Origin of the sequence: Streptomyces sp. NBC_01217, assembly GCF_035994185.1 — a bacterium.
Classification (GTDB): domain Bacteria; phylum Actinomycetota; class Actinomycetes; order Streptomycetales; family Streptomycetaceae; genus Streptomyces.
In genome coordinates this window covers 608,159-620,766 of sequence record NZ_CP108538.1, presented here as the reverse complement: position 1 = coordinate 620,766, position 12,608 = coordinate 608,159, and the positions used below count along the sequence as shown (strand labels likewise).

General features: G+C 69.7%; 7 protein-coding genes and 2 pseudogenes. 5 read left to right on the top strand and 4 right to left on the bottom strand.

Translation table 11 applies throughout. The features are described 5' to 3' along the window. The first annotated feature begins 316 nt into the window (after positions 1 to 316). The 3 genes from OG507_RS02515 to bla all read left to right on the top strand — a co-directional run bounded on the left by OG507_RS02515 (position 317) and on the right by bla (position 3,245). A complete protein-coding gene (locus tag OG507_RS02515; RefSeq protein WP_327365451.1) occupies positions 317 to 1,396 on the top strand; it encodes an NAD(+)/NADH kinase in 1,080 nt (359 codons plus the stop codon). Between the two features lie 117 nt (positions 1,397 to 1,513). Further along, positions 1,514 to 2,167: an HD domain-containing protein gene (locus tag OG507_RS02510; RefSeq protein ID WP_327365450.1), complete on the top strand. Its 654-nt coding sequence runs from the start codon at positions 1,514 to 1,516 to the stop codon at positions 2,165 to 2,167. 166 nt (positions 2,168 to 2,333) lie between these two features. After that, positions 2,334 to 3,245 carry a class A beta-lactamase gene (gene bla, locus OG507_RS02505; protein WP_442811085.1) on the top strand — a complete coding sequence of 304 codons (912 nt, stop codon included), beginning with the start codon at positions 2,334 to 2,336 and terminating at the stop codon, positions 3,243 to 3,245. Positions 3,246 to 3,326: 81 nt separating this feature from the next. Here bla and OG507_RS02500 read toward each other — a convergent pair whose 3' ends face one another. The 3 genes and pseudogenes from OG507_RS02500 to OG507_RS02490 form a co-directional block, all read right to left on the bottom strand. Continuing rightward, positions 3,327 to 4,604: a cytochrome P450 gene (locus OG507_RS02500; RefSeq protein WP_327365448.1), complete on the bottom strand. Its 1,278-nt coding sequence runs from the start codon at positions 4,602 to 4,604 to the stop codon at positions 3,327 to 3,329. Positions 4,605 to 5,111: 507 nt separating this feature from the next. Further along, a pseudogene (locus tag OG507_RS02495) lies at positions 5,112 to 6,663 on the bottom strand (FAD-dependent oxidoreductase). Positions 6,664 to 6,778: 115 nt separating this feature from the next. Beyond that, a pseudogene (locus tag OG507_RS02490) lies at positions 6,779 to 7,048 on the bottom strand (diiron oxygenase); the annotation flags it as partial. Positions 7,049 to 7,313: 265 nt separating this feature from the next. Between OG507_RS02490 and OG507_RS02485 the strand changes: the two are divergent. Beyond that, positions 7,314 to 8,561, top strand: a complete 1,248-nt coding sequence (locus OG507_RS02485) for a DUF4032 domain-containing protein (RefSeq protein WP_327365447.1) — start codon at positions 7,314 to 7,316, stop codon at positions 8,559 to 8,561. Between the two features lie 96 nt (positions 8,562 to 8,657). Continuing rightward, positions 8,658 to 11,372 (top strand): SpoIIE family protein phosphatase, encoded by a 2,715-nt coding sequence (locus OG507_RS02480; RefSeq protein WP_327365446.1) that lies wholly within the window; start codon positions 8,658 to 8,660, stop codon positions 11,370 to 11,372. A 14-nt stretch (positions 11,373 to 11,386) separates the two neighbouring features. Here OG507_RS02480 and OG507_RS02475 read toward each other — a convergent pair whose 3' ends face one another. Then, the gene (locus OG507_RS02475; RefSeq protein WP_327365445.1) at positions 11,387 to 12,520 is read right to left on the bottom strand and encodes a PP2C family protein-serine/threonine phosphatase; all 1,134 of its coding nucleotides are present in this window, start codon (positions 12,518 to 12,520) and stop codon (positions 11,387 to 11,389) included. Positions 12,521 to 12,608: the final 88 nt, after the last annotated feature.

Genomic DNA, 12,608 nt, shown 5'->3' with positions numbered 1-12,608 from the left:
CCCCGGCCGGCGCGGTGAGGGAGCGTCGCTTGCGGCGGGGCACCGCAACCCCGGGGGCCGCCGGGTGGAGTCGGCCGCGTCTCGTGCATGAAGAGCAGACGAACCGTTACCCACCGGTCTGCCGCGCGCGGGATCGCTCACGCCGCACTGTCCGGGGGTCCGATCGCCTGACGGGGGACGGTCCGTCGGCCCGGCGGCGGAGCGGCGCAGCCACGGGCCAGCAAAGTGGGATCAGGGCACCGTCACTCGTCGGAACACGGGCATCGGAGCACCGGCATCGGAGCACCGGCATCGGAAGACGGGGAATCGGAGCGAGATGAGCGTCGAGCGGGTGGGAATCGTCGTACACCAGGGCCGTCCCGAGGCCGTTGCCGCGGCGCGCGTCGTACGCGACTGGTGCGCGGGCGAAGCCGTTCCGTGCACGGCCATCGACGTGTGGCGCGACGACGCGCGTCGACGCGGCGGGCGGGAGGAGGCCGATGTCGCGGGCTACCCCGACCTCATCGTGACGCTCGGAGGCGACGGCACATTCCTGCGCGGCGCCAGGATCGCGGCCAAGAACTGCGCCGCCGTCCTGGGGGTTGACCTGGGCAGGGTCGGCTTCCTGACCGAGGTGCCGTGCGAGGACGTCGTCCGGGCGCTCGACTCCGTCCACCGCGGACGGGCGGACGTCGAGGAGCGCATGACACTGACGATGAGGGCCTCCCGCGTACTCGAAGTGCCCAAGGACATCGACGCCCTGATGGGCTACGGGCGACGCCCGATGCTGCCGCCTCCCCATGTCGACCAGGAGGCGGAGGCCGGGGCGGAGGGCTGGGGTGTGGCGCTGGACGTCACGGCCCTCAACGACGTCGTCGTCGAGAAGCTCGCGCGCGACCGGCAGGTGAGCCTCGGCGTCTACATCGGCGGCCGGCTCCTCGCGTCGTACTCCGCCGACGCCGTCATCATGGCCACGCCCACCGGGTCGACCGCGTACAGCTTCGCCGCAGGCGGCCCTGTGGTCTCGCCCCGCATGGACGCCGTCATCTTCACGCCCGTCGCACCTCACATGACCTTCAACCGCACAGTGGTCGTTGCGCCGGACGAACCGATCGCGGTTCGGGTCCTGCCCCACTCGGGGCAGGGCGCGGTCACCATCGACGGCCAACTGCGCGGCGTACTGAACGCCGGGGACTGGATCGGGGTGTACGCGGCCCCGCGCCGGCTGCGCATCATCAGGCTCGGGCCGCACGACTTCTACGGGCGGCTGCGCACACGCCTTCGTCTCACGGATGCTCCGGCCACGGTCGCCGACGGGGAGAGCGCGCCCCTGTTCCGCCCCGACGGACCCGTCCCGCACGACCTCTCCCACCTGCATCTCTCCCCGGCGGAGAGGGGCGGGGCCGCCGGTGACTGACGGGTCAGGGGCGGGCCGCGGACTCAGGAGCCGGGCACAAGAAACACAAGAAGCACGCGGCCACGAGGAACACGAGAAACACGAGAAGCCGACGTGTCATACGACAAAGGAGTTCCTATGCCCAGCAGTGCCGATCTCCCTGCCGCCACGGGAATCACGGTGCCCGACACCAAGCTGGCCGCCGAGGCCACCGAGCTGGTGCGCGAAGCGACCGACGACCTGATCTACCACCACTCCCGCCGTGTCTATTTCTTCGGCGGCTTGCAAGGGCACAACAAGGGGCTGAGCTTCGACCCGGAACTCCTTTACATCGGTGCCATGTTCCACGACCTGGGCCTCAAGGAGGAGTTCCGCGGCAGCGGGCGCCGGTTCGAGGTGGATGGTGCCGACGAGGCACGGAAGTTCCTGCAGAGCCACGGCGTGCCCGAGGACAGCATCCGCCGTGTCTGGACGGCGATCGCACTTCACACCACGCCGGGAGTTCCGCAGCTCATGGAGCCCGAGGTCGCGCTGGTGACCGCAGGGGTGGAGTACGACGTGCTCGGCATCGGGTACGACGACATCAGCGACGCGGACCGTGCGTCGATCGTGGCCCTCCATCCCCGTCCCGGCTTCAAGCAGCGCATTCTCCGCGCCTTCACCGAAGGCGTCGAGGCCAAGCCGGAAACCACCTTCGGCAATGTGAAGGCCGATGTCCTGGAGCGTTACGTACCCGGCTTCGCGCGCGGCAATTTCGTGGACACCATCTTGGATTCCCCCTGGCCGGAGTGAGGTTCGCTGTACGGATCGTCAGCCGGTTTGATGACCGCACCCGGTTCGCCTCGATCCGGGCCCCGACCGGGCGGAGGTATGTCGAGCTGTGGTGCGGGGCGCAACCGGTGGGTCTCCTGAGGCGTCGTGTGCAAGGAGAGAGACCGCGCGAGCAGGAAGGCAGGAGATCTTGAAATCGAGCAGGGGTGCTTCGCGTCGTGCAGTGCTTGCCGGTGGCCTGGGGGCGGTGCTGACCGCTGTTCCCATGTCATCGGCCGCGTACGCCTCCGGTCGGGGGAACCAGACGGTACGGCAGTTACGGCATCTGGAACGACTGCATGCTGCCCGGCTGGGGGTGTTCGCATGGAACACGGTGACAGGCAGGACCGTCCTCCATCGGGGAGATGAACGCTTCCCCATGTGTTCGACCTTCAAGACCCTGGCCGTCGGGGCAGTCCTCAGGGACCTCGACCATGACGGGACGTTCCTTTCGAAGGTCATCCACTACACGGAGAAGGACATCGAGAGGTCGGGAGGCGCGCCGGTCACCGGGCGGCCCGAGAATCTCGCGCAGGGGATGACGGTCGAGGCTCTGTGCGGCGCGGCCGTCTCGCAGAGCGACAACACCGCGGCGAACCTCCTGCTGGAGGAGCTCGGCGGACCGACCTCCGTCACACGCTTCTGCCGGTCCGTCGGTGACTCGGTGACCCGGCTCGACCGCTGGGAGCCGGAGCTGAACTCCGCGGAACCAGGGCGGGTCACCGACACCACCACCCCCCGTGCCATCGGCAGGACCTACGCGCGGCTCGCCTCCGGGCACGTCCTGGAGCCGGAGGACCGGAATCGATTGACCGGCTGGCTGCTGGCCGGCACGACCGGCGACAAACGCCTGCGCGCCGGCCTCCCCGACGGCTGGACCGTCGGCGACAAGACCGGCACCGGAAGCTACGGGACGGCCAACGACGTGGCCATCGCCTGGCCGCCCTGCCAGGGACCGATCGTGATGGCCGTTCTCTCGACCAAGCACGACGTCGATGCGGCGGCGGACGATCCGCTGATCGCCGACGCGGCCGTCATCCTGGCAGCGGCCCTCGTCTGACACCCGTGCCGTGGCCCGCCACATCCCGCAGTCCTCGGTGGATCACGGTCACGTGGTGAAAGGACCGGAAGGTACGCCCGCTCAGCGCAGGTGCACCGGCAGCGATTCGATGCCGTACACGATCGACAGCTTGCGGAAGGCCAGGTCCTGCGGCGGGACGGCGAGGCGCATCCCGGGAAAGCGACGCGCCAGGGCCGGGTAGGCGGAGCGCAGTTCCATGCGCGCCAGCTCGGCGCCGATGCAGCGGTGGATCCCGTAGCCGAAGGCGAGATGCCCCGAGGTGTTGCGGTGCGGGTCGAAACGTCCGTCGTCCATGACGTACGACGCGTCGCGGTTGGCGCCGCTCAGTGAGCAGAGCACCATGTCGCCCCGCGGAATGACCACCCCCGCAATCTCGATGTCCTGGCGGGCGAACCGGGGGAAGGCGATCTGTACGGCGGAGAGGTAGCGCAGCACCTCCTCGACGAACGGCGTTGTCATGGCGTCGTCCGTCCGTATTCGGTCGAAGACGTCCGTGTTCTGCAGCAACGCGAGGGAGCCCAGGGCGATCGTGCTGGCGGTCGTCTCGAAGCCGCCGGTGAGCACGCCGTCGGCGAGGCCCGCGAGTTCCTCGTCGTCGACGCTGTCGCCGTGCTCCTTCACGATCATGCCGAGCAGTCCGTCACCCGGTTCCTCCCGCTGTCTCTTGACCACGTCCCTGAAGTACGCCAGCGACTCCGACATGGCACCGAAGGGCGCGGTCGTCCCGCCGAAGAGGTCGAAACGGTCCATGGCCAGCCGCTGGAAGTCCTGGCGGTCCTCATAGGGCACGCCGAGCAGTTCACAGATCGTGAGGGAGGGGATCGGCAGCGCGAACTCCTGCACCAGGTCGACCGGTCCCTGCCGCGCCTCCATCGCGTCGAGGCGCTCCTCGACGATGGCATCGATCCTGGGGGTCAGGCGGCGCAGCCGACGCATCGTGAATTCCGGGGTCAGGATGCGCCGCAGCCGTGTATGCACGGGGGGATCGCTGAACCCGAGCCCGCCGGGGCTCTGCTCCGGCGCTACTCCGGCATTCATGGCGAGGTGGGCGAAGTCGGTGCTGAACCCGTCCGCCGATCCCAGGACGGCCTTCGACTCCTCGTAACCGGTCACCACCCAGGCGTCCATCCCGAACGGCAGCGAGACCTTGGACACCGGCGCCTGCGCCCGTACCCCGGCCAGGCTGTCCACCGGGTCCAGACCATCCCTGCGCAGCAGCATCAGCAGCTCTTCGGGCAGCAGCCTGATCGTGGAGGAACCGATCCCGTACTTCTGGATCCTGGACAGATAGGTGCGCCCAAGCCGGGCGGTGATACGAGAACGGAGCTTCGTCCTCATCGTGTTCTCCATGGGTCGTCGCGCGGTCCGCACATGGGGTGCGGAGTTGAGAGGGCTGTGCAGCGGGCTCGGAGGTGGACAACGGCCGACGCCAACACGGTTTGAGCCGAGAGACGTTGTGTCCATGGGCACGAGCCGGAAGAGCGCTGGTAGCACACGGTAGCTGAGCGGACGGAGCTGCTGGTCGGCATGGGTGCGACGACATGGGTGCGACGGCATGGCGCCCGGGGCGGGCGAGAGCGCGTGTCACGGAGTCCGCGCCGTACGCGGCCGGCGCAATCCGTGTGTTCTTCGTGAGAGGCGTCAAAGGGCGCGGCTTCGCGCTCGGCCCTTGCCGGCCCCCGTCGGCGGACCGCCGTTCGGACTCCGAATGCCGTCCAGGGCCGTCCGGTACCCCGGACGGCCCTGGCAAGACCTGATCCCGACCCGCCCGGACATGACCGGGCTTGCAGGATCGGTTGTTTCTGTCTCGGGCACGATTTGTCGACCGATGCCCTCATACGGTGTTCAGCCCGGCAGTCTCCAGCGGTTGCCCTTCGCCGCCGCGACCAGCTCCGCCACCGTGCTGAACTTGACCCGCGGGCGGCCGTGGTCGAGGCCACGCGCCTGCTCGGCCCGGTCGATGGCGGCCAGACCCCGGGCATCGACGACATGGCTGCTGCGGTTCCGGGCGAGGCGGAAAAACGCCTTGGGCGTATGTGCCGGGGAGGGCAGCGCGCCGACGACGGCGTCGGCCAGAAGTGTGCCGACCGTCTCGGCGGCGCAGGCGCGGTTGGCTCCGATGCCGCCGGAGGGCCCGCGCTTGATCCAGCCCACGACGTACGTCCCCGGCCGCCCCGTCACGCGACCGCCCTCGTGCGGTACGGTGCCCGTCGCTTCGTCGAAGGGCGGTCCGGCCACCGGCACACCGCGGTAGCCGACCGCCCGCAGGAACATGCCGGCCGGAATCTCCAGCTCGCCCCGACCTCCCGTCACGCGCGCGGCCCGGACGGTGTCGTCGCCCAGCACCTCCACAGGGGCGGAGTGAAAGCGGAAGATGATGCGCCGCTTCGACGTCGGCGTGCGCGACCAGTCCACTGTTTCACGGGCCACGCCCCGCAGCAGCGCGGCCTTCTCGTCCGGTGCCGCGCTGTCGCACCCCCGCGGTATGCGGGGCCGCGAGCGCGTGGTCGGCGATGTCCGAGCCGGCCAGCTCTGAAGGGTCCGTGACGAGGATGCGTGCGACATCGAGGGCGACATTGCCGTTGCCCGCCACGACCACCCTCTCGGCGGACGGTTCGACGGCGTCCGGCGCGACCTCGGGGTGGGCGTTGTACCAGGACACGAACGTGGTCGTCGAGATGCTGCCCGGCAGGTCCTCGCCCGGGATGCCGAGCCGGCGGTCGGCGGACGCGCCCACGGCGTAGATGACGGCGTCGTGGTGAGCGGCGAGTTCCTCCGCGGTGATGTCCTTGCCGATCTCGACCCCCAGGTGCATCCGTACCCGGGGATGGGTGTGGAAGCGGGCGAAGGTGTCGCCGACCTTCTTGGTCGCGGGGTGGTTGGGCGCCACGCCGTACCGTACGAGGCCGCCGGCCACCGGCAGCCGGTCGACCAGTGTCACCCGGGCGTCGGTGTGCAGCAGCAGGTCCTCGGCGGCGTACATGCCGGCCGGGCCGGTCCCGACGACCGCGACCCGGATCGGCGCGAAGTCCGACGGCAGGCTCCGCTCGAACATGGGCGCGTCCCAGTGGTGGAATTTCGCACCCGTGCTGTCCGATTCAGGCGTTGTGCCGGGTTCCGCGCCGGCCTCTGTGCCGGGCCCTGCGTCGGCGAAGTAGGCCGCGTTGACAGCGGCGTAGTCCTTCTGCGCGGCGGGCAGACCGTCCACCGGGAAGATCGCGTCGACAGGGCAGGCGTCGGCGCAGGCACCGCAGTCGATGCAGGATCTCGGGTCCACGTAGAGCATCTCCGTGCTGCCGAACGCCCGCTCCTGCGGCGTGGGGTGGATGCAGTTGACGGGGCACACGGCGACACAGGTGGAATCGCTGCAGCAGGTCTGGGTGATGGCGTAGGTCATGTCGTCAGCTCAGGTCGCTCGATGGGGCGGTCGGTCGGCTCGGCGCGGCTCAGATCAGGTTGGCGCGCCTGCACAGGAACAGCACGGGCCCGGTGAGGAGGCGGGCCGAGGCCAGGAACTCCATGCCGGTGCTGGCCACGGACGCGGCCTCCTGACGCGTCAGCTCCTTGCGCTGCGTGTCGGTCAACTCCCGCCAGTACGCCGTGCCGTAGAGCGTGCTCCATTCGGGGCTCGCGCCGTGGAAGTCCTTGTCCAGCGGGGTGTCCCAGTCCACCTCCGTGACCGGGTCGTACGACAGCTTCGCGGCGGAGTCGAGCAGGCGCCGGGTGACGTCCTGCTCGTGGACCCGGTCCTGGTTCTCCGGCGGAACGGTGCTGCTTGCCATACTGCGGTTTCTTGAATCGACAGACCGACTCGACGTCGGCCGTCCGCCGCCCCATCTCGTGCCCGTTCGAGGAGGACGATGGCGGCCGGGCGCCCCTTTCGCTTGTTAGACGCCGCATCTAGCAAGCTGTTGGACGGAACGTATGACAAGAGTGGCGCGCGGGCCTACCCCTCGTGGGGAATCCGCTCGATCCGCCTCGGTCGAGGTGCTCCCGGACAACTGCGTCACACTGGTGGTCCCGTCACCGTACGAGCGAGGCGACCCGATGGCTTTGCAGTTCAGCGCCACCAACCCCGAGCACCCCGCGTCCCTTCTCGAACTGCCCTGGAACCTGCCGCTCGAAGAGTGGCCGGAGAAGCATCTCGTGATGCTCCCGCGCGGCATCTCGCGCCACGTCGTCCGCTATGCCAGAGCAGGGGCCGACGTGGTGGCGGTCAAGGAACTCGCCGAGCGGCCTGCGGTACGCGAGTACGAGCTGCTGCGCACCCTGGCCCGTCTCCGGATACCCGCGGTGGACCCCCTCGCGGTGGTCACCGGGCGCACCGGCAGCGACGGCGAACCGCTGGAGCCGGTGCTGATCACCCGTCACCTCAACGGCTCCCTGCCCTACCGCTCGATGTTCGAGACGACCATGCGTCCGTCCACCGTGCACCGGCTCATGGACGCACTCGCCGTGCTGCTCGTCCGGCTGCACCTGGCGGGATTCGCCTGGGGCGACTGCTCCTTGTCCAACACGCTTTTCCGCAGGGACGCCGGTGCCTACGCCGCCTATCTCGTGGACGCGGAGACCGGCGATGTGCACAGCCGGCTCAGCACCGGCCAGCGCGAGTACGACATCGATCTGGCCCGGGTGAACATCAGTGGAGAGATGCTCGACCTGGAGGCAGCGGGTGCGCTGCACCCCTCCGTCGATCCGATCGCCTTCGGCGCGGAGATCTGCCGGCGGTACGAGGAGCTGTGGAAGGAGCTGACCCGTACGTCGGTCTATCCGGCCGGCAAGTACCACTACATCGAACGGCGCGTCCGCAGGCTCAACGACCTCGGCTTCGACGTCGCCGAGATGCAGATCGCCAACTCCCCGGACGGCGACTCGATCACCTTCGTCCCCAAGGTCGTCGACGCGGGCCATCATCAGCGTCAGCTGCTGCGTCTCACCGGACTCGACGCCGAGGAGAACCAGGCCCGCAGGCTCCTCAACGACCTGGAGAGCTGGATGGCGACACAGGAGGACTACGCACCGGGCGACCCGCTCGGCGCACGTGCGGAGGTGCTTGCCCACCGCTGGGTCCGCGAGGTGTTCAGGCCCACGGTGCGCGCCGTACCGCAGGATCTGCGTAACTCCATGGACCCGGCCGAGCTCTATCACGAGCTGCTGGAACACCGGTGGTACATGTCCGAGCGCGCACAGCTGGACGTCGGTCTGGAGGCGGCCGTGGCGGACTACATCACCGCCGTCCTTCCCCGCACCGGCGCTGGGACACCGACGACGGGCGCTGCTCCACAACCCGCGTGACTGCGCCCACCGGGCCCGACGCGCCCGCCGCCGGGTCCCGTCGCATGGTGTGCCGCGCCGCTCGCTAGGGGTGTGCGGAGGGTGTACAAAGAGGGCATGACCGGACGGTACGGCCGCCGACGCTCGGGTCTCGGGATGCGAACTGTCGCAGGTCAGGTCTTCCTCCTGCAGGTGGCGATCGTCGTGTTGCTCGTGGCTGCCGCCGTGGCCGCGCTCGTGCTGCAGTCCCGGGCCGACAGTGAGCGGGAGGCCCGCAGCCTTTCGGTCGCCGTTGCCGAGGCCTTCGCCAGGTCACCGGGGATGGAGGCGGCGCTGAACAGCCCGGATCCGACCGCGGTGCTTCAGCCATTGGCCGAACAGGCCCGCAAACTCTCAGGGGTCGACTTCATCGTCGTGATGAACACGGCCGGAGTCCGCTACACCCACCCCCTGCCCGACCGGATCGGGAAGACCTTCGTCGGCGATCTGACGCCCGCGCTGAACGGCGACACCGTTGTCGAAGAAGTCAACGGGACCATCGGACCTTTCGTACAGGCGGTGGTGCCCGTCTTCGGGCGTGACGGCACCATCGTGGGTCTGGTGTCCGCCGGAATCACCATCGAGCACGTCAGCGGCATCGTCCGGCAGCAGTTTCCCCTGCTGTTCGGATCCGCCGCGGGGATTTTGCTGATCACCACGGCCGGTACGGCGCTGGTGAGCAGACGGGTGCGCAGGCAGACCCATGGCCTCGGCCCCAGCGAGATGACCCGGATGTACGAGCATCACGACGCCGTCCTGCACGCGGTGCGCGAGGGCGTGCTCATCGTCGACGGCGACGGGCGGCTGCTGCTCGCCAATGACGAGGCCCGCCGACTGCTCGGCCTGCCGGCGGACGTCGAGGGGCGCGTGCCGACGGAACTGGGGCTGGACCCGGTCACCACGGAGCTGCTGGTCTCCGGAAGGACCGCCACCGACGAGGTCGTCCCGGTCGGCGAACGCCTGCTCGCCGTCAACCAGCGGTCGACCGACCGGGACGGCGGCCCGCCCGGCAGTGTGACGACACTGCGCGACACCACCGAGCTGTGGGCACTCACCGGCAGGGCCGATGTGGCACGCGGGCGGCTGAATCTGCTGTACGAGGCCGGAACCGAGATCGGCACCACCCTCGACGTCGTGCGTACGTGCCAGGAGCTGGCGGAATTCGCGAGAGCCCGATTTGCCGACTTCGCCACCGTCGATGTCGCGGAGGCCGTACTGCGCGGCGAGGAGCCCACGGCCGCGGGCCTGGACGGTGGACTGCGCCGCACCGCCTCCTGCGGCATCCGGGACGACACGGCGCTGTACCCCGTCGACTCGTTGATCCACTTCCTGCCGTCCACGCCCATGGGCGTCGGTCTGCGCAGGGGCGAGGCATCCCTCGACGTGGACCTGGCGGCCTTCTCCGGGTGGCAGCAGCAGGATCCCGTACGGGCCCGGCAGCTCGTCGCGTGCGGATTCCACTCGATGATCGCGATTCCGCTGCGCGCCCGCGGCGCCATTTTGGGCGTGGTCCTGTTCTGGCGTTCGGCGAAGTCCGAGCCGTTCGAGGACGAGGACCTGTCCATCGCGGAGGAACTCGTCACCCGGGTCGCGGTGAACATCGACAACGCCCGCCGCTACACACGCGAACACAACATGGCGGTGGCCCTTCAGCGCAGCCTGTTGCCACGCGGCGTCCCGGACCAGAACGCCATCGACGTCGCCTACCGGTACCTGCCCGCACGGGCCGGAATGCGCGGGCTCGGCGGCGTCGGCGGGGACTGGTTCGACATCATCCCGCTGCCCGGCGCCCGCGTCGCGCTCGTGGTGGGCGATGTCGTCGGCCACGGACTGCACGCCGCGGCGACCATGGGGCGCCTGCGCACCGCGGTCCACAATTTCTCCGCCCTGGACCTGCCGCCCGACGAACTCCTGTGGCACCTCGACGAACTGGTCGCCCAGATCGACCAGGACGAGGCGGTCGACAGCGCCGACGCGGGGGTCACCGGAGCCACCTGCCTCTACGCCATCTACGACCCGGTGTCCGGGCGCTGCACCATGGCGCGCGCGGGTCACGTCAAGCCGCTGATCGTCCGCCCGGACGGCATCCCGGAAATCGCCGATGTGCCCGGCGGCCCACCGCTGGGGCTCGGCGGCCTGCCCTTCGAGACCCTCGAAGCGCCGCTGCCCGAGAACAGCCGTCTGGTGCTCTTCACGGACGGACTCGTCGAGGACCGGCACCGGGACGTCGACGAGGGCCTGGCGCTCCTGCGTAGAACCCTTGCCGAGAACGCCGACCGAACGCCGGACGAGACCTGCGAGGCGGTTCTGAGCACCCTCGTGCCCGAACCGGTCCGCGACGACATCGCGCTGCTGGTCGCCCGTACGCGCAGGCTGAACGCCACGGACGTGGTCCAGCTGGACGTACCCTCCGACCCTTCGGCGGTGGCCCGGGTACGCGACGAGGTGTCCCGCAGGCTGGCCGAGTGGGATCTGTCCGAGGAGGCGTTCACCACGGAACTGATCCTCAGCGAGCTGGTCACCAACGCCATTCGCTACGCCACGGGCCCCATCGCTGTACGGCTGCTCCGTGACCGTTCCCTGATCTGCGAGGTATCCGACCACAGCAGCACCTCGCCCCATCTGCGGCAGGCGGCCACCATGGACGAGGGCGGCCGCGGGCTGTTTCTCGTCGCTCAGTACGCCGACCGGTGGGGGACTCGCTACACGGACCGGGGGAAGGTCATCTGGGCCGAACAGGCGCTGCGGGCCGCCCCACCGCCGGGCCGCCCACCGGTTCCGTCCGCGGACTGAGCGCCCGTGCACCTCTACGTCAGGGTGAGAGCGATGACGGCCCGGTCGTCCTTGGTCCCGGAGCACCACTTGTCCGTGTCGGCCCTGAGGAAGGCCACGAGCGCCTCGGGCTCCGGCGCCCTGTTCCCGTCACAGAACTGGTCGGCCAGCCGGTCCATGACCGGATAGAACTCGCCTCCCGCGTTCCGCGCCTCGCTCACCCCGTCCGTATACAGAAGGATCACTTCCCCCGTCCGCAGCGGGTGAGTGGTGACCTCGGCTCTGCCACGGTCCAGCTCGCCCAGCCCGAGTGGCGGAGCGGGGACGGTGCACAGCCGTTGCAGCCCGTGCGGGGTGAGCAGAAGCGGTGACGGATGCCCGCGGGCGACGATCCTCACGAAGTCTCCGTCGGGCGGGAATTCGAGAATGAGCGCCGTGACGAACAGTTCCTCGTCGCCCGCCGGGCATCCGGTGTTGCGGGCGATGCAGAGCTCGAGGTGTTCCGCCAGAAGGCCCAGGTCCGTCCACTCGTGGGCGGAGACCCGGAAGCCTCCCAGGACGGCGGCGACCGTCTGGATCGCGCCCAGCCCTTTTCCCCGTACGTCTCCGAGGACGACCCGCACTCCGAACGGGGTCTCGCACAGGTCGTAGAGATCACCACCGACGAGCGTGCCGCCTTCGCCCGCCTCGTAGAAACCCGCCGCCCGCACCGGACCCAGCCGTTCCGGGAACGGGCGCAACAGCGTCAGCTGCATGGCCTCGGCGACCGAGCGGGCGCGGACCAGGTTGGCCTCGGCCCGGACCCGCTGCCGGGACAGCGCGACGCTGGCGATGCCGATCAGCGCGGTGGCGCCGTAGGTGGCGATGTGATGATCTTCCGAGAAGTGCCCCGGGCGCTGGGCAGCCAGCCATATCTCCAGCCCCAGACACACGACGGTCAACCCGGCGGTGTGCCGCGGGCTCCGGGTGGCCGCTGCCAGGGGCGGGATTCCGACCAGCAGGAAGCTCAGCGGTTCGCGGCTGTGGGTCACGGCCAGATCCACCAGCACGTCCAGGGCCAGGAGGATCAGGGGAAGCCACCACACCCACGTCCTGTCGCCGCCGAGCAGAGGACGCCACCGCGGTAGCCCCTTGGCCCCTCCCGCCCCGCCTTCACTGGCATGTGACATAGGGGAACCTTATGCGCATCTCGGCCCATTCCTCCATCGCTGCACGGGGCCGGTGGGTACCGCGGGCGCGGGGCTCATGGCGGGGTTC